Annotated in this window: 27 protein-coding genes; 6 read left to right on the top strand and 21 right to left on the bottom strand. The window is 68.6% G+C overall.

All coding sequences use genetic code 11. The annotated features are described in order from the left end of the window. Nucleotides 1-18: 18 nt before the first annotated feature. From AC1DW0_RS23410 to AC1DW0_RS23400, 3 genes are read right to left on the bottom strand one after another with little or no spacing between them, the layout of a single operon-like run. Complete coding sequence (locus AC1DW0_RS23410; protein ID WP_477948298.1) at nt 19-849, bottom strand: arginase family protein; 831 nt, start codon at nt 847-849, stop codon at nt 19-21. Continuing rightward, a complete protein-coding gene (locus tag AC1DW0_RS23405; RefSeq protein ID WP_477948296.1) occupies nt 840-2,078 on the bottom strand; it encodes a hypothetical protein in 1,239 nt (412 codons plus the stop codon). Before AC1DW0_RS23405 ends, AC1DW0_RS23410 begins: the two co-directional genes overlap by 10 nt. Nucleotides 2,079-2,109: 31 nt before the next feature. Continuing rightward, nucleotides 2,110-2,802, bottom strand: coding sequence for a methyltransferase (locus AC1DW0_RS23400; protein WP_477948294.1), 693 nt, complete (start codon nt 2,800-2,802; stop codon nt 2,110-2,112). Between the two features lie 197 nt (nt 2,803-2,999). Here AC1DW0_RS23400 and AC1DW0_RS23395 point away from each other — a divergent pair, with 197 nt between their 5' ends. Genes AC1DW0_RS23395 through AC1DW0_RS23380 form a run of 4 tightly spaced genes read left to right on the top strand, consistent with a single transcriptional unit; the run spans nt 3,000 to nt 7,507 of the window. Beyond that, entirely contained in the window at nt 3,000-4,040 is a 1,041-nt protein-coding gene (locus AC1DW0_RS23395; protein ID WP_477948292.1) for an ABC transporter substrate-binding protein, read from the top strand. Beyond that, a complete protein-coding gene (locus AC1DW0_RS23390) occupies nt 4,037-5,509 on the top strand; it encodes a sensor histidine kinase (RefSeq protein ID WP_477948290.1) in 1,473 nt (490 codons plus the stop codon). Before AC1DW0_RS23395 ends, AC1DW0_RS23390 begins: the two co-directional genes overlap by 4 nt. After that, nucleotides 5,475-5,930: a response regulator gene (locus tag AC1DW0_RS23385; protein WP_056193887.1), complete on the top strand. Its 456-nt coding sequence runs from the start codon at nt 5,475-5,477 to the stop codon at nt 5,928-5,930. Before AC1DW0_RS23390 ends, AC1DW0_RS23385 begins: the two co-directional genes overlap by 35 nt. After that, nucleotides 5,927-7,507, top strand: coding sequence for a hybrid sensor histidine kinase/response regulator (locus tag AC1DW0_RS23380; RefSeq protein ID WP_056193889.1), 1,581 nt, complete (start codon nt 5,927-5,929; stop codon nt 7,505-7,507). The genes AC1DW0_RS23385 and AC1DW0_RS23380 overlap by 4 nt, the downstream gene beginning before the upstream one ends. Nucleotides 7,508-7,648: 141 nt before the next feature. Here the strand turns inward: AC1DW0_RS23380 and AC1DW0_RS23375 are convergent, their stop codons facing one another. Continuing rightward, nucleotides 7,649-8,422 (bottom strand): hypothetical protein, encoded by a 774-nt coding sequence (locus tag AC1DW0_RS23375; RefSeq protein ID WP_477948288.1) that lies wholly within the window; start codon nt 8,420-8,422, stop codon nt 7,649-7,651. A 63-nt stretch (nt 8,423-8,485) separates the two neighbouring features. Here AC1DW0_RS23375 and AC1DW0_RS23370 point away from each other — a divergent pair, with 63 nt between their 5' ends. Continuing rightward, a complete protein-coding gene (locus AC1DW0_RS23370) occupies nt 8,486-9,259 on the top strand; it encodes a hypothetical protein (protein ID WP_477948287.1) in 774 nt (257 codons plus the stop codon). Here AC1DW0_RS23370 and AC1DW0_RS23365 read toward each other — a convergent pair. From AC1DW0_RS23365 to AC1DW0_RS23305, 13 genes are all read right to left on the bottom strand, one after another. Next, complete coding sequence (locus AC1DW0_RS23365; protein WP_477948285.1) at nt 9,223-10,230, bottom strand: glycoside hydrolase family 88 protein; 1,008 nt, start codon at nt 10,228-10,230, stop codon at nt 9,223-9,225. The genes AC1DW0_RS23370 and AC1DW0_RS23365 overlap by 37 nt on opposite strands. Before the next feature lie 23 nt (nt 10,231-10,253). Then, nucleotides 10,254-11,579 (bottom strand): chromate efflux transporter, encoded by a 1,326-nt coding sequence (chrA, locus tag AC1DW0_RS23360; RefSeq protein WP_477948501.1) that lies wholly within the window; start codon nt 11,577-11,579, stop codon nt 10,254-10,256. A gap of 46 nt (nt 11,580-11,625) precedes the next feature. Further along, on the bottom strand, nt 11,626-12,255 hold the full coding sequence (locus AC1DW0_RS23355; protein WP_457323778.1) for a tetratricopeptide repeat protein: 630 nt from the start codon (nt 12,253-12,255) through the stop codon (nt 11,626-11,628). Further along, on the bottom strand, nt 12,252-12,617 hold the full coding sequence (locus AC1DW0_RS23350) for a cytochrome c-type biogenesis protein (RefSeq protein WP_457323779.1): 366 nt from the start codon (nt 12,615-12,617) through the stop codon (nt 12,252-12,254). Before AC1DW0_RS23350 ends, AC1DW0_RS23355 begins: the two co-directional genes overlap by 4 nt. Continuing rightward, entirely contained in the window at nt 12,610-13,134 is a 525-nt protein-coding gene (locus AC1DW0_RS23345) for a DsbE family thiol:disulfide interchange protein (protein ID WP_457323780.1), read from the bottom strand. The genes AC1DW0_RS23350 and AC1DW0_RS23345 overlap by 8 nt, the downstream gene beginning before the upstream one ends. Continuing rightward, the gene (locus AC1DW0_RS23340; protein WP_457323781.1) at nt 13,131-15,056 is read right to left on the bottom strand and encodes a heme lyase CcmF/NrfE family subunit; all 1,926 of its coding nucleotides are present in this window, start codon (nt 15,054-15,056) and stop codon (nt 13,131-13,133) included. The genes AC1DW0_RS23345 and AC1DW0_RS23340 overlap by 4 nt, the downstream gene beginning before the upstream one ends. Further along, nucleotides 15,053-15,475, bottom strand: a complete 423-nt coding sequence (gene ccmE / locus AC1DW0_RS23335; RefSeq protein WP_457323782.1) for a cytochrome c maturation protein CcmE — start codon at nt 15,473-15,475, stop codon at nt 15,053-15,055. The genes AC1DW0_RS23340 and ccmE overlap by 4 nt, the downstream gene beginning before the upstream one ends. Nucleotides 15,476-15,566: 91 nt before the next feature. Beyond that, nucleotides 15,567-16,319: a heme ABC transporter permease CcmC gene (gene ccmC / locus AC1DW0_RS23330; protein WP_477948282.1), complete on the bottom strand. Its 753-nt coding sequence runs from the start codon at nt 16,317-16,319 to the stop codon at nt 15,567-15,569. After that, nucleotides 16,320-16,982, bottom strand: a complete 663-nt coding sequence (gene ccmB / locus AC1DW0_RS23325; RefSeq protein ID WP_477948281.1) for a heme exporter protein CcmB — start codon at nt 16,980-16,982, stop codon at nt 16,320-16,322. Beyond that, nucleotides 16,982-17,602 (bottom strand): heme ABC exporter ATP-binding protein CcmA, encoded by a 621-nt coding sequence (gene ccmA / locus AC1DW0_RS23320; protein ID WP_457323785.1) that lies wholly within the window; start codon nt 17,600-17,602, stop codon nt 16,982-16,984. The genes ccmB and ccmA overlap by 1 nt, the downstream gene beginning before the upstream one ends. A 110-nt stretch (nt 17,603-17,712) precedes the next feature. Next, the gene (locus AC1DW0_RS23315; RefSeq protein ID WP_477948279.1) at nt 17,713-18,417 is read right to left on the bottom strand and encodes a hypothetical protein; all 705 of its coding nucleotides are present in this window, start codon (nt 18,415-18,417) and stop codon (nt 17,713-17,715) included. 140 nt (nt 18,418-18,557) lie between these two features. Next, nucleotides 18,558-19,709, bottom strand: coding sequence for a serine hydrolase domain-containing protein (locus tag AC1DW0_RS23310; protein WP_477857246.1), 1,152 nt, complete (start codon nt 19,707-19,709; stop codon nt 18,558-18,560). A gap of 31 nt (nt 19,710-19,740) precedes the next feature. Then, nucleotides 19,741-20,220: a VOC family protein gene (locus AC1DW0_RS23305; RefSeq protein ID WP_457323344.1), complete on the bottom strand. Its 480-nt coding sequence runs from the start codon at nt 20,218-20,220 to the stop codon at nt 19,741-19,743. A gap of 84 nt (nt 20,221-20,304) precedes the next feature. Here AC1DW0_RS23305 and AC1DW0_RS23300 point away from each other — a divergent pair, with 84 nt between their 5' ends. Then, entirely contained in the window at nt 20,305-21,348 is a 1,044-nt protein-coding gene (locus AC1DW0_RS23300) for a DUF3500 domain-containing protein (RefSeq protein ID WP_477948277.1), read from the top strand. On the opposite strand, the gene AC1DW0_RS23295 is transcribed toward AC1DW0_RS23300, so the two are convergent. From AC1DW0_RS23295 to AC1DW0_RS23280, 4 genes are all read right to left on the bottom strand, one after another. Continuing rightward, nucleotides 21,335-22,336, bottom strand: a complete 1,002-nt coding sequence (locus AC1DW0_RS23295; RefSeq protein WP_457323346.1) for an NADP-dependent oxidoreductase — start codon at nt 22,334-22,336, stop codon at nt 21,335-21,337. The two genes, AC1DW0_RS23300 and AC1DW0_RS23295, sit on opposite strands and share 14 nt — an antisense overlap. Continuing rightward, the gene (locus AC1DW0_RS23290; RefSeq protein WP_477857135.1) at nt 22,333-23,169 is read right to left on the bottom strand and encodes an oxidoreductase; all 837 of its coding nucleotides are present in this window, start codon (nt 23,167-23,169) and stop codon (nt 22,333-22,335) included. Before AC1DW0_RS23290 ends, AC1DW0_RS23295 begins: the two co-directional genes overlap by 4 nt. Before the next feature lie 141 nt (nt 23,170-23,310). After that, a complete protein-coding gene (locus tag AC1DW0_RS23285) occupies nt 23,311-23,916 on the bottom strand; it encodes a TetR/AcrR family transcriptional regulator (protein ID WP_477948274.1) in 606 nt (201 codons plus the stop codon). A gap of 44 nt (nt 23,917-23,960) precedes the next feature. Beyond that, nucleotides 23,961-25,040 (bottom strand): DUF6081 family protein, encoded by a 1,080-nt coding sequence (locus AC1DW0_RS23280; protein WP_477948272.1) that lies wholly within the window; start codon nt 25,038-25,040, stop codon nt 23,961-23,963. Nucleotides 25,041-25,100 lie beyond the last annotated feature (60 nt).

Here is a 25,100-nt window from a genome sequence, read left to right as displayed (position 1 = left end):
CAACCGGGCAGCGCGGCCTCAGGCGTCGAGCAGCGTGTTCAAGATCTCCAGGCAGGCCTGGGCGGTCCGGTTGTCGGCGTCCTGTTCCTCATGCCATGCAGAGACGGAGACGGCGACGATGTTGTACGCGCGCAGGGCGCCAAAGAAGTCGGCCATGTCCGCGGCACTGGGGCCGCGCTGGACGTGGTATTTGAGCGCAGGCATATGGGCCGGGTCGTCGATGATGTCGGTGTCCCAGTGCAGGTAGATGCGCTCCTGCGGTTGCAGGTGTGCCAGCACTTCGTCGAGCGGGCAGCGCAGGATCTGGGAGCCGAGCAGGGCTTCGCGCTCGCCGGGGTCGAGATCGCGGGCATCGGCGAGAACGATTTGCTGTTGTGGATAAGCCTGCACGCCGATGGTGGCCAGGCAGGCGCGTGCCGCCTGGCTGCGCGGGTCGAGATCGTGGTCGACCCGTCCGACGAACAGGGCCAGGGGCATGCCGCCGATGTACTGGGTCTGGCTGCTTGACCAGGTGTGGAAGTCGCCATGGGCATCCAGCCAGAGCACACGCTCGGGCGGCTGGCCGGCTTGCTGCAGCCCGGCCAACATGCCTAGGCTGGAAACACAGTCGCCGGCGAGGCTGACTGGCCGACGACCGCTACGGGCCAGCGCGGCGACGCGCGCAGCCAGCAGGGCGTAGAGGTGCCCCAAGCTGTCCAGCTTGGCGATGGGATCGTCGATCCGCGTCGCATGCTGCCGTGCCGGTGCCAGCACTTCCCAGGGATGGCGGTCGATGTCGAGCACGCGGCGCAGGCCGTCGCGGCGCTGGCCCATCAGGTAGGGCAGCAGAAGCCTTGCATTCACAGCCATCTGTCGGGCTCCATGGGATAGCCAAGCCTGTCCATCATCTCGCGCACCTCGGTCCGCTGAGCCAGGTCCAGCAGCAAGGCGCTTCTTTTGTGCCAGCGTTTGGAGCTCGGTGGTTCGGTGGCCATCTTGATGGGCAGCGCATCTGGCGGGGCCATGGCGGGCAGGCCCAGATGGTCGGTGATCAACCGCAGCGTTGCGATGGGGTTGTCGACGAAGTCTTCAAAAGACACGCGCAGGGTGCAGACGCCGCTTTGCAGGATGGCTTCGTGGATGGAGTACCACTGGTTCAGGCACACCTCTTCCAGCTTCGCCCGGGTGAACTGGCGCCAGTTGGGTGGCAGGTCGAACTTCCACCACTTGCGGCCGAAAGCCACGGTGTCGGAATAGCCGGGGATGGCGAGTTCGCAGCCGATCTTGCTGAGGTCGTGGGAGAAGAATCCCAGCGGGTAGAGCCAGCCGTCCATCAGGCCGTTGATGGACTGCGCGAAACCCCGGGTCAGATGCATGTAGCTCACCTCGGCGTTGGGGAACAACTGCTCGTACATGCCGATGCGGTAGGCGTCGGACGGCGCCTTGAACAGCAGCACCGATTCCCGCACATCGGCCGGGCCGAAGGGCCGCCGCTTGAGCGTGGGTACCACGAAGGGAGGCTCCTCGATTTTCAAGGGTTCGTCGAAGTGCCGGCCGTCGCCGCGGTTGGCCTTGCCGTCGTAGTAGCTGATCCGCCAAGGCTCGTCGCTGAACACGGTGGAGAGCACAAGTTCCTGGAGCTCGGTTTCGCTGCGACGCTCGCCGCCTTCGAACTGGCCCAAGGCCGCCTCCAGCGACTGTTCCAGGCGCCGCTCGGCAGCGGTGTCCAGGAAACGCGACGGGAACTGCAGCAGGAGCCGGTTCTTCCACTTCCTGAGCAGCAGCTCGGTATCGAGGAGGTCCGCCGAGGCAAAGGAAACCTCGTCCAGAATGTTGCTGCTCAATTCCTCGACATTGGCCACCCGCTCGATGCCATCGCTGTCGGAGTTCTGATTGAAGCCGTTGCCCGACAAGGCCAGCAACGGGTCCAGTTCCCCATCCAGTGAAGCGATGCTCGGATGCAGGGCCAGTGCCTCCTTGAAGAGGCTGGATCCGCCGCGCGAGCCGCACAGGATGACGGCCACCCTGCGGACCCTCGTTCTCAGGCCTGAGCGCGGGACGGCGCGGCGCGCCTTGATGGCCAGTAGCAGGCTGTCCATGGGGGGCGATGCGTCAGGTTCCTGGAATCGATCAAGCCCAGGTCATCTCGTAGACGAAGAACTGCTGGCGCCCGGTTTCGTCCGTGGCTTCGCTGGCCAGCTCCCTGGTCTGCAGGCCCGCTGTTTGCGCCAGGCGCTTCATGGCCTCGATTTCGCCGAAGTTGGACTGCACGAAATAGATGCGCCCTTTGGGCTTCAAATGCCGGCCCACGCCTTCGAAGAAGCGCGTGTTGGTCTTGAAATCGGTGTCCCACTGGGACATGGCCACCACATCGTGTGCCGGCTTGTTTCGAAACGGCAGATTGGCGGTGATGACATCGAACTGCTCGTCGCCCAGCGCCTCGAACAAATTGGACTGCAGCGCTGTCATGGTGCCGGCAAAGCCGTGCATCTGGGCGTTGTGGGTGGCGCTTTGGATGGCCGCCGGGTTGATGTCCACGCCCACCACCCGCCCGGCGCCCTGATAGCAGGCAAAGATGCCGATGACGCCCGAGCCGGTACCCACGTCCAGCACGGTTTCGCCTGGCGCGACCGTGAAATTCCTGACCAGCGGCAGGCTGTCGGCGAAGGGCCAGAAGGTGTCGGGGTAGACCAGGAACTCCTTGTCCAGATAGCGGACTTTGCGGCCTTCCGGCGGCACGGATTTGAAGAGTTGCTGCCGCTGTGCCTGCCACTGGTCTGTGTAGCTCGTCAGGTCCATCTGCCACCTCCAGGGCCAAAGCATTGCCAGATTTGCTTGAACTGGCAACGGAGAAATCTCCTATGCCGCAGTTTGGACAAGTTAGGTCATACGTCACGCAACAGGCCTTGCAAGACGCTAGCCGTGCCCGTACTCTTCGTTCAAACGAGCTTAGACAACACACTTAACCCGTTATCCATGTGGCCTACATGGCCTTGGCGTGGTGGGTGCGGGAGGACCAAATGAGCGCTCCGACCCCGGCGGGTCGCGGTCTGAACCGCCGTCTGAATCGCCGTCATCTGGCAGGCCTGGCCTCACTCGCCGTGCTTGCCACGGCGTTTGGCCTGAGCCGGCGCCGGTCCGGCCCGCCCTTGGCGCCCGAGCGGCTCTCGATTGCGCTTCCCCAGGCGCCGCATGCCGGTCTTATTCACATCGCCGCGGCACGGGGCTTCTTCGATGAACGCGGCTTGGCGGTGACGGTGCTGCCGCAAACCCATGGCAAAGCTGCGCTGGCCGAGCTCCTGCGAGGCGGCGCGGACCTCGCCGCCGCGGCCGACGTGCCCATCGTCATCGAGGTGCTCAAAGGTGCGCCGCTGAGCATGGCGGCGGCGGTGGCGAGCGCCTCCAACGAACTGGCCGTGCTGGCGCGTCGCGACCGCGAAATCAGCTCACCGGCCGGCCTGCAGGGGCGCCGGGTGGGCGTCACCCTCGGTACCAGCGGCGAATACTTCCTGTGGGCCTTCATGGTGCGCCATCGCCTGGCCCCGCAGTCGCTGATCCTCGTGGACCTGCCGCCAACCCGCCTGATCGCCGCGCTGCGCGACGGCAGCGTGGACGCCATCGCCGCCTGGCAGCCGGTCCGGCATGAAGCCGAACTGGCCCTGGGCAGCGCCATCATCTCGTTCAGTGCACCCGATGCCTATGCCCAGAACTACGTGCTTGTCGGCCGCAGCGAATTCATGTCCACCCGCGGCGAGGCTTTGCGCCGACTGCTGCTGGCCCTGCTGGATGCCGAGCGTTTCGTGCAGCTCGACCCCTTGCAGGCGAAGGCGCTGCTGGCAGCACGCCTGAAGCTCGACCCCGAGGCGCTCGAGCCGGCCTGGCAGGCGCTGGATCTGGAGGTCGATCAGCAGCAGGCCCAGTTGGTCACGCTTGAAGACGTGGCGGGCTGGGCGATGGCGCGCGGTTATGCGCCCACGCAGCCGATGCCGAACTTCCTGTCCCATCTGAGCCTCGACGCCTTGCTGGCCGCGAGCCCGGGGCGGGTGACGGTGGTGCGATGAAGATCAGCAGCAAGGCCCGGATCGCCGCAGCGCTGATGTTCGGCGCCATGGTGCTGATCGCCGCCAGCATCGGCTGGGCGAACACCCAGGTCAGTGCCGCTGTCAAGCAGCGCCGCCACAGCGCCGCGATCGCCAGCGCGCTCAACGACATCCGCATGGTCACCTTCGAATACCTGCTCAACCGTCGCGAACGCGCCCGATTGCAGGAACAGGCGGTCTGGCAGCGTCTTGAAGGCCTGCTTGCATTGCCGACCGGCCTTGACGATGCCGCAGCCAGGACACTGGCCGAGCTGCGCGCCAACGGCGAGGCCAGCCACCGCTTGTTCGGCGAAGTTGTGCCCACGCGAGCTGCCGGTGGCGTCGCCGACGAGGTCCAGCAGCGCTTCGAGGTCCAGATCTCCAGCCGGCTGCTGATCCTGCAGCAAAGAAGCCTCGTCGACGCGGCCAAGCTGATTGACGATGCGGGCGTTCGTATCGACGAGACGCAACAGCGAGTGGTCCTCGTGACGGCCGCGGGACTGGTGTTGATGGCGCTGATCACGGGGGCTGCCGTCTGGATGTTCCGGCGCGACGTGCTCCGCCCGATCGCGCGGCTTGAGCAGGCCACTCGCGAGGTGGCCGCCGGCAACTGGTCGTTCGAGCTCGATGTCGGCAGCGCCGATGAACTCGGCGAGATGGCGCGCCACTTTGACGCGATGACGCGCGCGCTGCGGGATTCCTTTGGCCAGCTCGAGCTCAGCAATCGGGAACTCGTCTCGCTGAACAACGAGCTCGAGTCATTCAGCTACTCGGTCTCGCACGACCTGCGCAGCCCCCTGCGCAGCATGGATGGCTTCTCGCTGGCTTTGATCGAGGACTATGGCGATCAGCTCGACGATGAGGCCCGTGACAGCCTGCAGCGCATCCGCGCCGCCAGCCAGCGCATGGGTCGCCTGATCGACGAGCTGCTGGGCCTGGCGCGGGTGACGCGAGCCGAGCTGCGCATTCAGGAGGTGGACATCAGCACCATGGTCCACGAGATGGCGGCCACACTGGCCCGGAGTCAACCCGAGCGCCAGGTGCGCTGGGAGATCGACGAGGGCATCAGGGTGCAGGCCGACCGGGAGCTGATCCACATCGCGCTGCAGAACCTGCTCGAAAACGCCTGGAAATTCACGGGCAAGACCGCCGACGCCGTCATTCGCGTGGGTATGCGCCATGAAGGCAGGGACCGGATCTGTTTTGTTGCCGACAACGGTGCAGGCTTCGACATGGCCTACGCCGATCGCCTGTTCGGCGCCTTCCAGCGCCTTCACCACGAAAGCGATTTCCCGGGCACCGGCGTCGGCCTGGCGATTGTTCAGCGTGTGCTGCGCCGCCATGGCTGGCCGTTATGGGCCCAGGCCAGCCTAGGCAGTGGCGCCACATTCTTCTTCCGTATCCTGGAGCAAACCGATGAGCGACGAGAGCAAGGTCATCCTGCTGGTTGAAGACAACCCGGACGATGTCGCGCTGACGCTGCGCGCATTCAAGCGCAGCCATCTGATGAATCCGCTGGTTGTCGCCCGTGACGGCGTGGAAGCGCTCGATTTCCTGTTTGCGCGTGGTGCCCATGCCCATCGTGCTGAGGCGGCGCTGCCAACACTGATCATCCTCGACTTGAAGCTGCCCCGACTGGATGGGCTGGGCGTGCTCAAGGCGATGCGCGCCGACCCCCGCACGGCGTTGCTTCCGGCAGTGATCCTGACCTCGTCGAAGGAGGAGCAGGACATCGTTTCGGGCTACAAGCTGGGCGCCAACAGCTATGTGCGCAAGCCCGTCGACTTCACCGAGTTTCTCGAGGCGGTCAAGGTGCTCGGTATCTACTGGCTCGCACTCAACCAATTGCCGCCGCGGCCGGCGTCGTCATGAATCAACGGCCGATCAGGGTTCTTGCCGTCGAGGACTCGGAAAACGACGCCCGCCTGGCGATGCGCCTGCTGCGCCGCGCAGGCTTCGCGCCTGATTTCCACCGGGTCCAGGATCTGGCGGCGCTGCAGTCAGCCCTTGTCCAGGGCCCGTGGGATGCGGTGATCTCCGACTTCAGCATGCCGGGCTTCAGCGGCCTGGAAGCGCTCACCACCTTCCGCGCGAGCGGTCTGGACATCCCCTTCATCTTTGTCTCCGGCACCATCGGCGAGGAAACGGCGGTGGTCGCGATGAAGGCCGGTGCCAACGACTATGTGATGAAGGACAACATGAGTCGGCTTGCGCCGGTGCTCGAGCGCGAGCTCGTCCAGGCCGCTCGCCGGGCCGCGCATCGAGAGGCGGAGGCCGAGTTGAGACGCTTCGAGGCGCAGCTCGGCGAGGCGCAAAAGATGGAATCCCTCGGGACGCTCGCAGGCGGCATCGCCCACGACTTCAACAACATCCTTGGCGCGATCCTCGGCAATGTCGAACTCGCGCGAGGTGAACTCGAGGCCGACCATCCCGCGCTGACGATGTTGGGCGAGATCCAGAAGGCCGGCCTGCGCGCACGCGACCTTGTTCGTCAGATCCTGACCTTCAGCCGCCGCCAGCCGCAGCAATTGCGCAACGTCGCGCTGCGGCCGATCGTCGATGAGACCTACGGCTTGCTGCGCGTGACGCTGCCAGCTGGCGCTGAACTCGAATTGAGCCTGAGCGATGAGCCTCTGCATGTCGATGGCGACGCCACTCAGCTGCAGCAGGTGCTGATGAATCTGAGCACGAATGCCTGGCATGCGTTGCGTGGTGAGGTCGGCAAGATCGTCATCGGCCTTGAGGCGGTGCATCTGGACGCAGCCACAGCCCGGGCATTGTCGGGGCTGGTTGCCGGTCCCTATGCCCATCTATGGGTGAGCGATACGGGCATGGGCATGGACGCCGCAACACGCGAGCGGATCTTCGAGCCCTTCTTCACGACCAAGCCGACGGGTCAGGGCACGGGCCTGGGCTTGTCGGTCGTCCATGGCATCGTCGTTGCGCACCAGGGCAGCATTGCCGTGGACAGCGCCCCCGGCCAGGGCTGCACCTTCCACCTCTACCTGCCTGCCGTCAATCCGCCGCTGCCGTCGATGAGCATCGAGCGCATGTCGGATGCGCCGTCCCTCGGGCATGGCGAACACGTGATCTACCTGGACGACGATGAGACCGTCGTGCTGGTCGTCGTGCGCCTGCTGGAGCGTGCCGGCTACCGCTGCAGCGGCTTCACCGAGGCAGCCGCTGCGCTTGCGGCCCTCGGCGACGCACCCGATGCAGTGGACTTGTTCGTGACCGACTACAACATGCCTGTCCGTTCAGGCCTCGACGTCGCACGCGAGATCGCCTCCCTCCGCCCTGGGTTGCCTGTGGTGATCAGCTCAGGCCTGATCACCGACGAATTGCGCGAACAAGCGACGGCCGCGGGCGTGCGCGCCGTGCTTGAAAAGGAAGACACCTTCCGCGACCTGACCGCATTGGTTGGGCGGCTCCTGGCCGCGGCCAGGTGAGCTTACCGGTGGTGCGTGCGCCGCTCCTTCGTTTCGCGTTGGACAACACATCCATTGGCCGGCGAGATCACCGTCTCTTGAAGGATTCCCGCGATAGATTTCGCGCAAAGCGCATAGATGTCCCGGTGATGACCAAGTTCTTCAGCGGCCTGAGGGCTCCGCCTTTTCCGCGGGTTGGATGTGTAGACCCGAAAGCGCAGGCAATGCCAGCAGGAGTTCGCGCTGCTCATTGCCAACGCCATACAGCAGGCGCAAGCGCTGCGGCGCCGGTGTGACGGGGAAGAACGCGCTGCGCCGCAGTTCGGCGCCAGGGGCGAGGTCGGCTGGCAACTGGAAGCCGCGCCGCTTGATCTCATACTCGATCACCAGGGATTCGGCGTTGACCTTGCTCTGGGTTCGATAGGCTGAAATGCCGCCCACCAGCAGGGCCAGAGGCAGGATCGGCGCCATCACGGTGTAGCCGGCCGCACTTGCCAGCACCAGCACACCGGCCACTGCCCCGCTGGAGCCAATCACCACGATGCGCCCGGCCGTTTTCATGGCGTCGACGTTGCGCGTCGTCTCGCTCTTGAGCTGATCGGGTGCGGTGGTGTGGTTGACGTTGTCGAGGACGTCGTTGGCGAGCGAGATCGAGCGCAGTTGGACCGGTGTACTGCTGTCGTTGCGCACGGCCAGCGCGTACTCATCCCAGTCGGCTTCGCGCACCCAGCTGGCCGCATCGTTGCGGACGATGACTTGCTGCACATCGAGCTTGATGCCGTCCGCCGTTTCGGCGCGCCAGCCAAGTGCCGTCGTGGCGTCGAGGGCAGGGGGGTGCAGCAGTCGTGATTGGCCGGCGCAGCCACCGAGCAGCGCAGCGACGGCGCAGGCGGCGACCCTGAGGAATCCTGCGACGAAGCTTGCGGGTGGCTGCATGTGCACCTTCGAACGGAATCCATCGGGCCGCATGCACTATAGGCGTGGGCGGCCGCCCTCGCGGTGGCGACGCTTGCGGTAGATTCGCTTCGCCCCCCAACGCCCATCGACATGAACCGCCTGCATTCCGAGTTGCATCGCTTGTACCTTTTGACCTCGCCGGATCTGGGCGGGCATTTGATCGATGGTGCGGGCCAGGTACGGGCAATGGTCATGGAGCTGACTGGCCCCGCCGACTGGGATGTGCTGTCCAAGGTCTGGCGCGGCGTGCAGGCCGATCTTGAGCTGCCCGCCCCCGCCATCGCCGTGTCGGGCAGCGACGGGCTGCAGCTGTGGTTCTCGCTGCAGGAGCCGATCAGCGCATTGCGTGCGGCGGCGTTTCTCGCCCATCTGCAGGCACGCTACCTGGCCGGCATCGCGCCGGCACGCCTGCGGTTGAGTCCATCGGCAGCCGGCCAGACCTTCGACGCAGCGCTCGTGCCGGCGCAGCAGGACGCCACGGAAAACTGGTCCGCCTTCGTCGCGCCCGACCTCGCCCCGGTGTTTGCCGACACACCCTGGCTGGACATCCCGCCGGGCATCGAAGGGCAGGCTGACCTGCTCGCGCGGCTGGAGAGCATCAAGCCGGACGCTCTGGCCGCCGCGATGCAACGGCTGCAGCCCGTGGTCTCTACCGGCTCATCGCCCGCAGCTCAACCGTCGAGCGCAGATGTGGAGCCCAAGCGCTTCCTGCAGCAGGTGCTGAACGACGAGACGGCCGCGCTGGCCTTGCGGGTCGAGGCGGCGAAGGCGTTGTTGCGCTATGCCGAGCAGCCAGGCTCCCGGCAGAACGACTGAACCGCCAGCAGCACCATCGCCGCCGCCCGCTCGTCGCGGCCATTCACGATGGGCCGCTGCAGATAGAAGTCCAGCGTCGGCCCGGCCGGCGTGCCGGCGCAGACATCGCGGAAGCCGCCGGTTGCATCGATGCGCGACTGCATGCCCGCCCAAGCGCGGGTGATGGCCGCATCCACGGCATCGGCTGGCAGCCAACCGTGGCGGCGCGCCAGGGCAAGTGCCGCCAGGCTCATCGCCGTCACGGTCAGCTCGGGCTGAGCGTCAGGGTGGTCCAGCACCTGCCGCCACAGGCCATCGGCGCCTTGCAGCGGCAGCAGCGCGCGCAAATGGCTTTGCAGGCGGGCGAGCAAGGGCGGTGCGGCGCTTGAGCCTTGCAGCGGGCCGGTGAGCGCCATAGCGAGGGCGAGTGACGCGAAGCCATCGCCGCGGCCCCATGCGACCGGCGAGCCCTCGGCATGGTTGAAGAGGCCATCCTGCCGTTGCAGTCGCTCCGACAGATCCAGCAGGGCGGCACCCAACGCGTCGGCCGCGCGGGCGCGCTCCGGCGCAGGCAGCAGCGGCGCGGTGCAGTCCAGCAGCAGCGTGGCCAGGAACATGTCGTCGGTCCATGGGCGCAGGCCGGTGAGCTTGGTGTCGGCCAGCACTGAGCGAAGGGCCTGCGCGGCCAACGCGCCGGCCGCCGTGTCGCCGTCGAGCGTCGCCGCTTCCGCCAGCGCGGCATAGCCGGCCAGGCGCGGCCAGTCGGTGGGCATGGCATAACCCGGCGCGTTGACGGCCTCGCGCAGGGCTGCCGTGGCGGTGCGCGCCGTCTCGTGCTGGCCAAGATGCCTCTGTGCCGAGACCAGCAGGGCGTTGACGTAATGGGGCGTTGGCGTGGCGACGTACTGTGAGGCGATGGACAGCGCCAGGCGCCGTGCGTCGCTCGCTGGCGGCTGGGCCGCCGGGCGCGCGTTGGTGGCGACGGCGCCCAAGGCAATGCAGGCCTGGCGCCGCCTCACAGCAGCGTGGTGGCCAGGCCGATCGCCGCGCACAGGCCCAGCAGCGGCATGACGCCCAGCTTGAAGCGAAACAGCGCAATGCCGGCGCCGACGGCGATGAGGGCCGAGACCGCGTCGAAGCGCCCGCCAAAGCCCTGGGGCCACAGCACGTGATACGCGAAGAACACGGCCAGGTTGAGGATGACGCCGACGACCGCCGCCGTGATGGCCGTCAGTGGCGCGGTGAACTGCAGCTTGCCGTGCGTGGACTCGATGACCGGGCCGCCGGCCAGGATGAAGACAAAGGACGGCAGGAAGGTGAAGAAGGTGACGACGCTCGCCGCCGCGGCGCCGGCCACGAAGAGCGAGTCCGGCCCGAAGAGCTGCTTCACCCAGCCGCCGACGAAGCCGACGAAGGCGACCACCATGATCAGCGGCCCCGGCGTTGTCTCGCCCAGGGCCAGGCCGTCGATCATCTGCGTGCCGGTCAGCCACTGGTGCTGCTCGACCGCGCCCTGGTAGACATAGGGCAGCACCGCATAGGCGCCGCCAAAGGTCAGCAGCGCGGCCTTGGTGAAGAACCAGCCCATCTGCGTCAGCGCGCCTTGAAAACCGTGGGCGGCGACCAGGCCGGCCATGGCGGCCAGCCACAGCCCGAGGCCGATAGCGAGCACGCGGGCCAGGCGGCTGCGGCTGAAGCGGGCATGGGGTGGCGTCGGCGTGTCGTCGTCGATCAGCGCCGGGCCGTAGCCCTGCTTGGCCGCCCCGTGGCCGCCGCCGAGGGCGAAAACTTGCGGCGCCAACCGGCCGCCGATGTGGCCGATGAGGGCAGCGGCCAGCACGATCAGCGGGAAGGGTGCGTCCAGCGCAAAGATGGCGACAAAGGCGGCGGCAGCGATGCCCCACAGCCAGCCGTTCTTCAGCGCCCGCGTGCCGATGCGGTGGGCCGCATGCACGACCAGGGCCGTCACCGCGGGCTTGAGGCCATAGAAGAGGCCGGCCACGACGGGCAGCTTGCCCCAGGCCATGTAGACCCAGGCCAGCGCGACGAGGATGAAGAGGGACGGCAGCACGAACAGCGCGCCGGCGACGATGCCGCCCCAGCTGCGATGCATCAGCCAGCCGATGTAGGTGGCGAGCTGCTGGGCCTCGGGGCCGGGCAGGACCATGCAGTAGTTCAGCGCATGCAGGAAGCGCTTCTCGCTGATCCAGCGGCGGCGCTCGACCAGCTCGGTGTGCATGATGGCGATCTGCCCGGCCGGCCCGCCGAAGCTGATGAAGCCGAGCTTGAGCCAGAAGCGGAAGGCTTCCCAGAAGCTGACGGGGCGGGGCGGCGAGTCGATGGCGGGGCTCCGGGCTGAAGACGGTCAGCCGCAATGTAGGGCCTGTTCAACGGGCCTGCGCCTTCGCGATGCTGTCGCGCAGCGAGGCGGCGATGTCGCTGTCGGCCGGCACCTCGGCCAGCACGCGGCGCCAGTAGCCCACAGCCGCCGCCGTGTCGCCGCGCTCATGGGCGGCGCTGCCGAGCAGGGCCAGCGTGGGCACATGGTGCGGGTCGAGCTTCAACGCGCGTTGCAGCAGCGCCTCGGGCTCACCAGCGAGGCCCCGGCCTTGCACCAAAGCGAGGGTGACGGCGTGCTGGCTCAAGGGCTGCGGGTCGGCGGGGCGCAGGCGTTCGAGTTGCGCGTAGGCGGGCAGGGCGTCCTGCGGGCGGCCCAACTGCTCGTAGGCGCGGGCCAGCAGGGCCCAGCCTTCGGCGTCGTCGGGCGTGCGCTGCAGACGGTCGGCCAGGCGCTGCACCATCTGCTGAACGGGGTTGGCGGGCAGCGCAGGCGGCGGGTTGATGGCGTCGGGTCGGCCGAGTTGGACGTAGAGCAGGCTGGCAGCGAGCGGCAGGGCCAGTCCCAGGACTGCAGCGGTGCGCCATGCGCGTGGGCTGTTGGGGCCCAGCAGGGCCGGCGCGAGAGGCAGCAGCGAGGCCAGCGTCAACACGACGGCGGCGAGGATGAATAGGCTCACCGCGGCTCCTCGCGCCGCCGGCCCTGGCGCAGATAGACACCGGCACCGATGGCCAGCAGTGCCAGCGGCCCGAACCAGAGCGGCGCCGTGCCGGCGTGCAGGGCGGGGCGGTAGAGCACCTGCTCGCCATAGCGCTGCACCAGCTCCTCACGCAGCTCGACTTCGCTGCGGCCGGCGGCCAGGCCTTCGCGCAGCTGGCGCTTCATGTCGACGGCCAGCGGCGCGCTGGACTCGGCCACGCTCTGGCTCTGGCAGACGACGCAACGCAGCTCCTGAGCCAGACGTTCGACGCGGGTATCGAGGTCTTCAGCCCGGGCATTGAAGGCCGCGGCCAGCAGCAGGGGCGCGACGAGGCTACGCACGCTTCAACCTCGCGATCAGGGGCAGCAGGCGCTTGTTCAGGTCCTCCGCCGTGACCGGCCCCGTGAGCCGCAGCCGCACGACGCCGCGACGGTCGATGACAAAGGTTTCGGGCACGCCGGTGATGCCCCAGGCCAGGCTGCCCTTGCCTTGCGGGTCCAGCCAGGTCAGCGCATACGGGTTGCCGTGGCGCTTCAGGAAGGCCAGGCCCAGCTCGGGCGTGTCGCGGTAGTCCAGGCCGACGACGCGCACGCCGCTCTGTTCGGCGAGCTGACCCAGCACCGGCAGCTCGGCGCGGCAGGGCGCGCACCAGGAGGCGAACACATTCAGCACCCAGACCTGGCCTTGCAAAGCCAGGCTTTCGCCGTCCAGGCGCTCGAGGTCGAGCACGGGAGCAGGTTTGCCGATCAAGGGCGAAGTGGGCTCCGCCAGGGCATCTCGGTTCAGGCCGCGTGCGAGCAGCGTAACGAGGGCTGCGCTGGCCAGCAGCGGAACGAGGGTGGCGAGCTTGGGTTTCATGGCGTCGAGAGCGCGGGGACGAAGTTGGGCTGCAACTCGGCGCGCGGGCTGCGTCCCCGAGCGAGTGCGCCCCAGAGGCCGCCGACGGCCATCAGCAGCGCGCCGATCCACACCCAGCTCATGAAGGGCTTGATCTGCAGGCGCAGCGCCCAGCGCCCGTCGACATCGGCATCGCCCAGGCTGACGTAGACGTCGCGCCACGGGCCGCGCGAGATGGCCGCCTCGGTCATCGCAGACTGCCGACGGGTATAGACGCGCTTCTCCGGCGACAGCGTGATGACCTCACCGCCGTGTTGCCACACCAGCTTGGCCCGGGCGGCGCGGTAGTTGGCGCCGTCCACGGCCTCCAGCCTTTCGAAGCGCAGCAGATGGCCTGCCACGCGCACCTGCTCGCCAGGCGCGAGTTGCAGGTCATGCGCCTGCTCCAGGCTGCGCACCAGCGTCACGGCCAGCACGAAGACGGCGATGCCGGCATGCGCCAGCCACAGCGGCAGGCTGTGCCGCCAGGCGGCGCGCTGGTGCCAGGCGAGTGACAGCGTGCCGCCGAGCGCCCACAGGCCGGTGGCGATGCCGGCAGCCAGCCACAGCGAGCCTTGCAGTGCGACGGCCAGCACCGCAGCGCTCGCGAGCGCGGTCAATGCCAGCGGCAGCAACGGCTTCACGGCACCCAGTGCCGCCACCCGCCAGCGCGCCAGCGGCCCGACGACGAGCAGGGCGACGAGGGGCAGCATGATGGGCGGGAAGACGGTATCGAAGTAGGGGGCGCCGACCGACAGCTTGGTGCCCGAGATAACTTCGGCCGCCAGCGGGTAGAGCGTGCCCAGCAGCACGGTGCCCGTGGCCGTGGCCAGCAGCAGGTTGTTCAGCAGCAGCAGCGATTCGCGCGAGCCGAAAGCGTAGCCCTCGGCCGCGGGCAGGCGGCCCACGCGCAGCGCGTACAGCGTCAGCGACCCGCCCACGGCCAGCGCCAGCAGCGCCAGGATGAAGAGGCCGCGCGACGGGTCGCTCGCGAACGCGTGGACCGAGCTGACCACGCCCGAGCGCACGAGGAAGGTGCCCAGCAACGACAGCGAAAAAGCCAGCAGCGCCAGCAGCAGGCTCCAGCGCAGGAAGCCCGGCCGCTTGTCGGCCACGGCCAGCGAGTGGATCAGCGCGGTGCCCAGCAGCCAGGGCATGAAGGCGGCGTTTTCGACCGCATCCCAGAACCAGAAGCCGCCCCAGCCCAGTTCGTAATAGGCCCAGAAGCTGCCGAGCAGGATGCCGCCCGTCAGCGCCGACCACGCGGCCAGCACCCAGGGCCGGGCCCAGCGCGTCCAGCGCGCGTCGGGCGCGTCGTCCAGCAGGGCCGCCACCGCGAAGGCGAAGCCGACCGCGAAGCCGACATAGCCCATGTAGAGCAGCGGCGGGTGGGCCGCCATGCCGGGGTCCTGCAGCAGCGGGTTCAGGTCGCGGCCCTCCAGCGGCGCGGGCAGCAGCCGAGCAAAGGGGTTGGACGTGAAGGCGATGAAGGCGAGGAAGCCAGCCGCCACGGCGCCAAGCACGCCCTGCACGCGCGCCGCGAAGGCGGGCGGTAGCTTGCGGCTGCGGGCGGCCACCAGCGCGCCCCAGGCCGCCAGCATCCACACCCACAGCAGCAGCGAGCCCTCGTGCCCGCCCCAGCTCGCCGTGATGCGATAGCCCAGCGGCAGCTCGTGGCTGGCGTTGGCGGCGACGTAGGCGACCGAGGTGTCGAGCTGGATGAAGCTGGCGACCAGCGTGGCGAAGGCGGTGCTGACGAGGCCGAAGCCGACGGTGGCCAGGGGCCGCGCAAGAGCCATCCAGCGCGTGCGGCCGGACTGTGCGCCCCACAGCGGCAGTAGCGCCTGCGCGAGTGCGACCGCCAACGCCAGCAGCAGTGCGAACTGGCCGAGTTCGGGCGTCATCTTGCGCTCGCTTGTTTGAGCGCCGCGGCAGCCTCGGGCGGCATGTAGCTCTCGTCATGCTTGGCCAGCACCTCGTCGGCGACGAAGCCCAGGCCGGCCAGCTTGCCCTGCGCGACCACGCCCTTGCCTTCGCGAAACAGGTCGGGCAGCGGGCCGCGGTAGCTCACGGCGACGTCGCGTGCACCGTCGGTGACCGTGAAGCTCATCAGGCCGTCGGCGCCGCGCTGCACTGAACCAGGCGCCACCATGCCGCCGAGCCGAAAGCGCGTGCCGGCCGACGCTTCACCGCGCACGATCTCGCTGGGCGTGACGAAGAAGACGAGGTTCTGGCGGAAGGCCTTCAGCACCAGGCCTCCGGCCATTGCGAGCAGGGCCAGCATGGCGAGCAGGCCGAGGAGGCGGATGTGGCGGGGTTTCATCGGCGGAGGGACCACAGCTCGACGGCGATGCCTAGGGCCACGGCCGTGAGTGAAGCCCAGACATAGAACGCGTGGGCGCCGAAGAGCTCGCTCATGTCAGGCTCCCAAGCGCACGTGGCCAGCGCGCCTCGGACTCGACCCGGGCCTGCAGCAGCCGCCTCGCCCGCGCCAGCACGACAGCGCCGGCATAGGCCCAGAACCCCAGCGTCGACAGCAGCAGCGCCGCCAGCATCTCCGGCGCGATCGCGCTGCCGCGCGCTGTGATGGAGGCGCCCTGGTGCAGGGTGTTCCACCAGCTGACCGAGAAATACAGCACTGGCAGGTTCAGCGCGCCAACCAGCGCCAGCAGCGCGCCGGCCTGGTCGCCACGACGCGGGTCGTCGGGCGTGTCGACCGCCGAGGTCAGCGCGATGAAGCCGACATAGAGCAGGGCCAGCAGCAGGGCCGAGGTGAGGCGTGCATCCCAGACCCACCAGGTGCCCCAGGTCGGCCGGCCCCAGAGCGAGCCGGTCAGCAGCGTCAGCACGGCGAACAGGGCGCCGGTGGGCGCCAGCGCGCGCATCAGCACGAAGGCCAGGCGCGTCTTCCAGGCCAGGCCCCACAGCGCCCAGAAGGCCATGGCGCCGTAGCAGACCATGGCGATCCAGGCCGCCGGCACGTGCAGGTAGAGGATGCGGTAGGCCTCGCCCTGCTGGGCGTCGGTGGGCGCGATGAAGAGGCCGAGCGTGAGGCCCGCGGCGATGCCCAGCGCAGCCAGCAGCCACAGCGCGGGCAGCAGCCGGCCGGTCAGCGGCAGGAAGTGGGCGGGGCTGGCATAGCGCCAGAGCGGGTGCGGGGTGGTCATTCAATCCAACATCAGTGAGAGAGCGGCCGAGGTGGCCCAGGGGGCGAGGGCCAGCAGCACGGCCAGCCAGGCGCCGAGCAGCAGCAGGGCGGTGTCTGCATTCGCACCGCCTTGGGCCGCCGCAGTGCCGAAGACGAGCACCGGCACCTCCAGCGGCAGCAGCAGCAGGGCCAGCAAGCCGGCGCCGGCGCGCGCATGCAGCACCAGCGCCGCGCCCAGGCCGCCGAGCAGCGCCAGCGCGGGTGTGCCGAGCAGCAGGCTCAGCGCGAGTGGCGTCGGGTTTTCGATGCCGAAGGCCAGCGCCAGAAGCGGCGTGACGAGCACCAGCGGCAGGCTGCCCAAGGCCCAGTGCACGGCCAGCTTCAGCGCCACGGCAAAAGGGCGTGGCAGCGGCGCCAGCCACCATTGCTCCAGGCTGCCGTCGGCGAGGTCCGGTGCGAACAGGCGCGGCAGGGCCAGCAGGCTGGCCAGCAGTGCGGCAATCCACAGCAGGCCCGGCGCCAGCTCGCGCAGCCTAGCCGGCTCGGGCCCGAGACCCAGGGGAAACATGGCGGCCACGCCGACGACGAAGCCCAGCGGCGTCAGCCATTCGGCCGGCTGGCGCCAGGTGCTGGACCACTCCCGCCGGGCGAGCGCCGCGGCGGCCTGCAGAGCGACGCCCATCAAGGCCTCCCGAGCTGCAGGCTGCGGACGCTGCGCTTGAGCGGCAGGGCCTGGTGGCTGGTGAACACGACGCTGCCGCCTTCATCCGCATGCCGATCCAGGCGTTGGGCGATGCGATCGGCCATCGCGGCGTCCAGCGCGGCGAGCGGCTCGTCCAGCACCCACAGCGGTGCAACCCGGGGAAGCCACAACTGCGCCAGGGCGACGCGGCGGCGCTGGCCCTCGGACAGCTGGGCCAGGCGCAGCCCGGCGGCGTCGTCCAGGCCGACCGGCGCGAGTGCCGCCAGGGCCTGTCCTTCAGTGCAAGGACGCCCGGCCAGCGCGGCGCTGCTGCGCAGCTGTTCGATGACCGACAGCACGTCCTTGAGCCCGGGCCGGTGGCCGATGTAGAGCAACTCGCGCTCCACATGCACCCGCCCCGCGCGCGGCGCGCTGAGGCCGCAGATCAGCCGCAGCAGGCTGGTCTTGCCGCTGCCGTTGGCGCCCTGCACCCACAGCAGCTGGCCGGGATGCAGGGCCAGGTCCATCTCTTCGAACAGCGGCCGCGCCCCACGCGACTGGCCCACGCGCTGCAGGATGAGCACGGGTGGCGCAGAAAGGGAAGCGAGGGCGAGAGACATGCCCGCCACTCTAGGCAGCGGGCCATGCGGCGCCAACGAAGCAAAACGACTGAGCTATTTCAGTTGGCGCTGCTTTTCGCGCTCAAGCCGTCAGGCTTCGGGGCGCGGGATCAGAGTCCGGCGCGCCGCAGCCACGCCTCGGCGTCGGTCGGGTGAATCTCGTCCGCAGACCGCAGGTTGCGCAGCACGCGGTAGCGGCTTTCGATGCCCACCAGCATCAGCACCCGTTTGCCGGCATGCGCGTGCACGGCGTCGCGCAGCCGATCGGCGTGGTGCTGATCCCACTGGGCCTGCACCTGGGCAGCCTCCTGGCCCACCAGGCCCTCCTCGATCTCCCGCAGCGCAGCCACCAGCCGGTCCGTCTTCTCGCTGTTCACGTCGGCAGCAGAGCTCCACCCGCTGGCCAGCGCGCGATACGTGGCCTGCTTCAGCTCGTCGAGCGCCTTGGCGCCGGCCGGGTTCCGCTCACCGAAGGCCTTGTAAGCCTGGCCCACCGAGCCCGTCAGCTGATTGAACAAGGCTTCGTCCGGTTCCGATCCCAGAGCCGGGATGCCGGTGGCATCGAGGTAGGGAAAGATGACGTCGAGGTACTCGACCTTGCCGGGCCAGACCTTGCGGGTGCGCAGTTCCTTGGGTGTGACGTCCAACACCAGCACATCGGGCTTCACGGCCTCGATGACCTGGCGGAGCACGGGCAGGCCGTAGGCTGGCACCAGCTTGTGCCGCGAGTACAGGGTGGAGACAACGAACACCTCGCCTTGGGTCGCGAGCGCTGCCCTGGTGGCAGCCGGCGCAGCCGCCAGCACGCCGAGCAAGACCCGTCTCGACCAGTCACGCCTCATGGGGTTCATGCAGATCCTGTGCCATTGAAGGCATGCAATCTAGGTCGGCGCGCGCATGAGGCATGGCCCATGCGACGAAACGGGCTGTGGCGCGATGGGCTTGGCTTATCCGCCTACAAACCCGCCGCCCGCGCCGCCAGCGTACCCAGCTCGCCATACAGCGGCAGCACATTGGTGCCTGCGGTTGGATGCACGCGGTTGGACAGCAGCACGAAAAAGCTGCGGCTCGTCGGGTCCAGCCAGAAGGCGCAGCCGGTGAAGCCGGTGTGGCCAAAACTGGTGGGCGGATAGAGGCTGCCGCGCGGGCGCGCATAGGGCGAGGCGATGTCCCAGCCCATGCCGCGCTGCTCTGCGAGGCCGGGCGGGGACTGCGGCGTCGTCAGCAGGGCCACGCTTTGCTCGGACAGCAGGCGTCGGCCGTCCTCGCCCACGCCGCCGGCCAGCAGCATGCGCGCGAAGCGGGCCAGGTCCGCCGTCGTCGTGAACAGGCCTGCATGGCCGGCCACGCCGCCCATCTTGCGGGCGGTCGGGTCGTGCACCTCGCCGCGCAGCACCTGGCCACCGGGCAACTTCTCGGTCGGTGCGACGCGTGAGGCGTCCATGCGGCGCAGCGGCAGATAGCCGCTGTCCATCATGCCCAGGGGCTGGAACAGGGCCTGCTCGGCCAGGCGTTCCAGCGCCACACCACTGGCGCGTTCGACGATCAGGCCGAGCAGGATGTAGTTGACGTCCGAGTAGCGGAACTGCGCGCCCGGCGCAGCGGCCAGGGGCAGGCCGCAGGCGATGCGCAGGGCGTCGTCCTTACCCGCCCAGTCGCCGGCGCCATTGCGGGGCAGGCCGGAGGGCAGGCCCGAGCTGTGCGTCAGCAGCAGGCGCAACGTGATGGCGGCCTTGTCGGCGCCACCGCAGCCCGGCAGATAGCGCTGCAGTGGCGCCTCGAGGTCAAGCTGGCCGCGCTCGCGCAGCAGCTGCACCAGCGTGGCGGTGACGACCGGCTTGGTCAGCGAGGCGGCGTCGAAGATGGTGGCCTCGTCCAGCGGCTCGGGCGCCGGCTCGACGGCACGCTGGCCGTAGGCGCGATGGTGGCTGCCGTGGCCGACGCGCTCGACCCACAGCGCGGCGCCTGGCAGCTGGCCCTGGGCGATGAAGCGCTCGACGGCCGCGTCGGCTTCGGCGAGCGGTTGGGGTGCGAGGCTGGGGTGGTGGGCGCAACTGACCAGCAGGGCGGCGGCCAGCAGCCCTGCGATGGTGAGGGCAGGTCTCATGGCCGGGATTCTCAGGGCCCGGCGGGCCCGCTCAACCGCGTCGTGCGGCCTCGATCTTGGCGATGTCGATCTTCTGCATCTCCATCATGGCCTCGAAGGCCCGCTTGGCAGCGGCGGTATCGGGGTCGCTGATGGCATCGATGAGCGCGCGCGGCGTGATCTGCCACGACAGCCCCCAGCGGTCCTTGCACCAGCCGCATTGGCTTTCCTGCCCACCATTGCCGACGATGGCTTTCCACAGGCGGTCGGTCTCGGCCTGGTTGTCGGTGGCGATCTGGAAGGAGAAGGCTTCGCTGTGCTTGAACATCGGGCCACCGTTCAAGCCGATGCACGGGATGCCGGCGACGGTGAACTCCACGGTCAGCACGTTGCCCTGCTTGCCGTCGGGGTAGTCGCCCGGCGCGCGGTGGACAGCGCCGACGCGGCTGTCGGGGAAGGTCTCGGCATAGAAACGCGCGGCGGCTTCGGCGTCACCGTCATACCAGAGGCAGATCGTGTTCTTGGCAGTCATGGGCATCTCCTGGTTGGGCGGCCAGCCTAGGCGGGGCCTGACGGAAAGTTGATCCCTAGGAACAGCCGCGTTATGTTGCGCGCCATGAAACTCCGTCGCGCTCTTTTGGCAGGTTCGATTCTTGCCACGCTGCTGGCCGTCATGTCCGCTTCACACGCCCAAGCGCCAGCGCCTACCCAGGCCGGCCTGCAGCTCGTGCAGGCCACACCGGCAGCACAGCGCGGTGAGCTGCTGCAGCCCTTCACCGAGGCCGCCCGCAGCGACTGGCACTACACGCCGCGCCGCCGTGACGGCATCGCCTTGAAGGCGATGTCTCCCGCGCAGCGCGAGGCGACGACGGCCCTGCTGCGCACCGCGCTGAACGAGAGCGGGCTGGACAAGGTGAGGGCGCTGATGGCGCTGGAGATCGCGTTGCGCCAGATCGAAGGCTCGGGAAGCTCTCGCGACCCCGAGAACTACGCCGTCGCGCTGTTCGGCGAGCCCGGCGCTGCCGGCTGGGGATGGCGCGTCGAGGGGCATCACCTGTCGCTGCACTTCAGCCTGAACGGCGACCGCTATGTGTCGACGCTGCCGCAATTCTTTGGCGCCAACCCGGCCGTCGTGCCTGCCGGGCCGCGGCAGGGCTTTCGCCTGCTGGGTAGCGAGGAAGACCTGGCCCGCCAATGGCTGGCCGGTCTGGCGCCGGCACAGCGTTCGCGCGCCATCTTCAGCACCCGCCCCTTTGGCGACATCGTCAGCGGCAATGCCGCGCGTGCCAGGCCGCTGGACGCCATGGGCCTGCCCTTCGCGGACATGGACGCCGGCCAGCAGGCCCAGGTGCTGAAGCTGATCACCGCCTTGGCCGACCACCTTCAACCCGATCTGGCCCAGGCTCGCCTGGGCCGCGTGCGCGCCGCGCCGCTCGACGGCATCCGCATGGGCTGGGCCGGATCAACGCAGGCCGGCCAGCCGTTTTACTTCCGCATCCAGGGCGCCAGCTTCCTCATCGAGTTCGACAACTCGGGTGGCAACCACATCCATTCGGTGTGGCGCGACTTCGACGGCGACTTCGGCCGCGACGTGCTGGGCGAGCACTACCGCAAGGCCGAGGGCAGTGCACATCGCCACCGGTCGTCTACTTCACCTTGACCACCACCTTGCCCTTGGCCCGGCCTGTCTCGACATAGGCCAGCGCGTCGTTCGTCGATTCGAACGCAAAGACGCGGTCCACGACCGGGCGTATCGCGCCGGCGTCGACCAGGCGAGTGATCTCGCGCAGCTGTTGCCCGCTGGCCCGCATGAAGAGGAACGAGTAGTTCAAGCCCAGGCGCGCTGCCGCCCGCCTGACGCCGGCGCTCAACAGGCGCACGACGAGGCGCACGAACCAGGGCGCGCCCAGGCCCTTTGCGAAGGCAGGATCGGGCGGGCCGGAGATCGAGATGAGGGTGCCGCCGGGTTTGAGTACGCGCAGGGACTTGTGCAATGCCGCGGTGTCCTGGCTGTGCAGCACGACGTCGTAGTCCTGCAGCACGCGCTCGAAGTCATCGTTGCGGTAGTCGATGACGACATCGGCGCCCAGGCGCTTCACGAGCTTGATGTTGGCGCTGCTGGTCGTGGTGGCGACGGTGGCCCCCACATGCTTGGCCAGCTGGATGGCGAAGCTGCCGACGCCACCGGAGCCGGCCTGGATGAAGACTTTCTGCCCCTTCTTCAGCTTGGCCCTCTCGATGAGGGCCTGCCAGGCGGTCAGGCCCACCAGCGGCAGCGACGCGGCCTCTTCCATGCTGAGCGCCTTGGGCTTGAGCGCCAGGGACGCCTCCTTGACGGCCACGTATTCGGCGAAGCTGCCGATGCGGAAGTCATCGGGCCGCGCATAGACCTCGTCGCCCGGCTTGAAACCTTGCACGCGCGGCCCGACTTCGGTGACGACGCCGGCCACGTCATGGCCCAGCACCAGGGGCAGGCGGTAGGGCAGGATGAGCTTGAACTCGCCGCTCCTGATCTTGGCGTCCAGCAGGTTCACGCCGGCGGCGTGGACCTGGACCAGCACCTCGTCATCGCGCAGCGTCGGAGCCGGCACCTCTGCCGACCGCAATGTGCGGTTCTTGCCGTAGCGGTCGAGGAGAAAGGCTTTCATGATGCGCTCGCCGACGATACCGCGTCGAGCTGCAGATCGCGCCGGATGCCGGCGTCCACCAGGCCGGCGGGCGCGAACCGGCGCAGCAGTCGCAGGCGGCTCGCGAGCCCGCCGGCCGTGTAGCGGAGTTGCGGCTGAGCTGCGCTGGCGGCTTTCAGTACGACCTCGGCGACGACGTCGGGCTGGTCCGCGGTCGTCATCACTTGCCTCACCCTCTCGCTCACCGCCACACGGGCCTCGCGGTATGCATCGAGCTTGGCATCGGGCTCCAGGAAGTTGGCGTCGAACGGCGTCTTGGTGTAGGCCGGTTCGACGACCGAGACCCGGATGCCGCGGGTGCGCAGCTCGTGGTCGAGCGACTCGGAATAGCCTTCGATCGCGTGCTTGGTTGCGGCGTAGAGCGCGCCGTAGGGCATGGGCAGGAAGCCCAGCACGGAGCCGATGTTGATGATGCGGCCGCTGCCCTGGCGCCGCATGTGCGGCAGGACGGCCCGCGTCATGCGGACGATGCCGAAGAAGTTGGTGTCGAAGATGGCCTGCGCCTGCTCGATGGAGCTTTCCTCCGCGCCGGCCGGCGCGACGCCAAAGCCGGCGTTGTTGATGAGCAGGTCGATGCGGCCGTGCAGCGCCATCACCTGGTCCACTGCGGCCTGGACCGAGTCGTCCAGCGTCACGTCCAGGGCCAGCATCTTGAACCCGCGCTGCCCCGCCTGCCGCCCCTGCCGGCTGGTGCCGTACACGGTGTAGCCCGCCTTCGCGAGCCGCTCGGCGGTGGCCTGGCCTATGCCTGAGGAGGCGCCCGTCACGAGGGCGATCTTGTTGTTCGTGTTCATGGTGTTCTTTCGTCCGCGTGTGGAGGTCAGGAGCTCGCCGGCGTACGCGGTGCGCGGCGGGTCAGGAAGGATTGAGGCTTTGTTCGCATGATGTTCGTCATATTAAAAGGCGAGCAAAAGGCCGACTGCGTCGGTGAGGGTTCAGGGATGGCTGGGGGCCAGGCGTTTCAGCGCCGCGTCGAGCATGCTGCTCGACAGTGCAGGTTCGTCAACGGCGCGTGCCAGCAGCAGGGCGCCGACCATGGTCGCCAGGGTCACCAATGCGTGTTCATGCGCTGCGGGTTGCCCCCAATCAGGCGACTGGCGCGCAATCAGGTCCACCATCGCCTTGATGTGGCGGGTGGTCACCCTGCGCACCTCGGGAGCCTGGCGGGACGTCTCCGAGCCCAGGGCCGCCAGTGGGCAGCCGAGTTCCACCTGTTCGACGTGGGCCTTGGAGAGGTAGGCGTGCAGCATGGTCTCCAGCGTCTTGTCGGGCGGCGTGTGGGCCACGACGTCAGCCACGGCGGCGGCTGCCTGGGCACAGGCCAGCCCGGCCGCTTCCGCCAGCATGGCCTCCCGGGACGGGAAGTGGGCGTAGAAGGCACCATGGGTCAGGCCCGCCTCCTTCATGATGTCGGCCACACCCGTGCCGTCATAGCCGCTGCGGCGGATGGCTCGCGCCGCGGCCGACACGATGCGCTCGTGCGAGGCCTCCTTGGCCGCGGCTCTGGCGTTGCTTGCTGTATTTCGCATGACGATCATCATACGTCATGCGATCCGGAGCTGTCGTGATTTTTCTGGCGCTTGCCTCAGGCCGGGACCGTTCGCCGGCCCCGCAGTGCCACGCCGACCCCCATCAAGCCGGCCACCAGCATCGCCCAGCTGCCCGGCTCGGGCACCGAGGTGACGGTGAAGTTGTCGAAGCTCGCGTCCATGCCCTGGCCGAACAGGCGTTCCGACACCGGGATGGAGACGGCCAGGTCCGGCCGGTCGGGGTGCTGGAAGGGGAAGGCGTCGAGCAGGCTGAAGAGGCCGTGGCCGATGGTCAGGTTGTGGATCTTGCCGGCCAGGGCCTCGCCCGGGCCATAGGACGGATAGACGCCGGACCAGTTGGCGCCCTGCTGGTCGAGCGGGATGCCGACGTTGTCGACCTGGGACACCAGTGCACCGTCGAGAAAGTAGCTGACGCTGCCGGCATCGCTGTAGCTGATGGAAGCCATGTGCGGCCCGGGGCCGATGTCGATCTGCTTGATGATCTGCGTGTACATCTTGTCGATGCCGACGTAGCCCGGATCGCCCGGCAACAGCGCCGGGTTGGTGACCGACGACGGCAGGCGCTCGATCAGTGTGAAGGCGGTCGAGCCGGAGATGAACCAGTCGAACAGCTGGCCGGTGGAGAAGTCGATCATGTTCATGACCGCACCAGCCTGCTGGCCCTCGAGGGCCGTGGCCGAATAGGGCAGGCCGCTCTGGATGTAGCTGCCGCTGATGACGCGGCCCGCCGCCTGGGTGTTATGGGCCGTGGCGCTGATGGTGGAGGAGAAGGTCAGCGAGCCGCCGGTGGGCACGGCGAAGGCCTGGCTGCTGGTGGCGATGTACTTGAGGTGGTCGTAGACGCTGAAGTCATAGCCCGTCTGGAAGACCGGGGCCTTGATGGCGAAGCTGCCGCCCGAGAAGTCGCGCGTGTCGCCGAGGGCCATTTCGCCCAGGCCATAGGGGTTGACCCATTTGGCGCCATAGCTGGCCAGGGAATAGCCGGGCGTGTCGAAGCTGTCGTAGACGACGGTACCCGCCGTAGCTGGCGTTGCGGCCAGCGCCAACCCCGCAGCCAACACCAAGGTCGTGCGCTGCATGGCCGCGCGGGTCCAGTGAGTCTGGCTTGAGTTCATGAGTGCCCCTTGAATGAAGCTGCGTTGCTTCGCGGCTGACGATCAGGCCATGGAGTGGCG

The organism is Roseateles sp. P4_D2, assembly GCF_056401875.1.
Note: the sequence above shows the minus strand (reverse complement) of the source record. Positions and strands in the feature narration are given on the sequence as shown.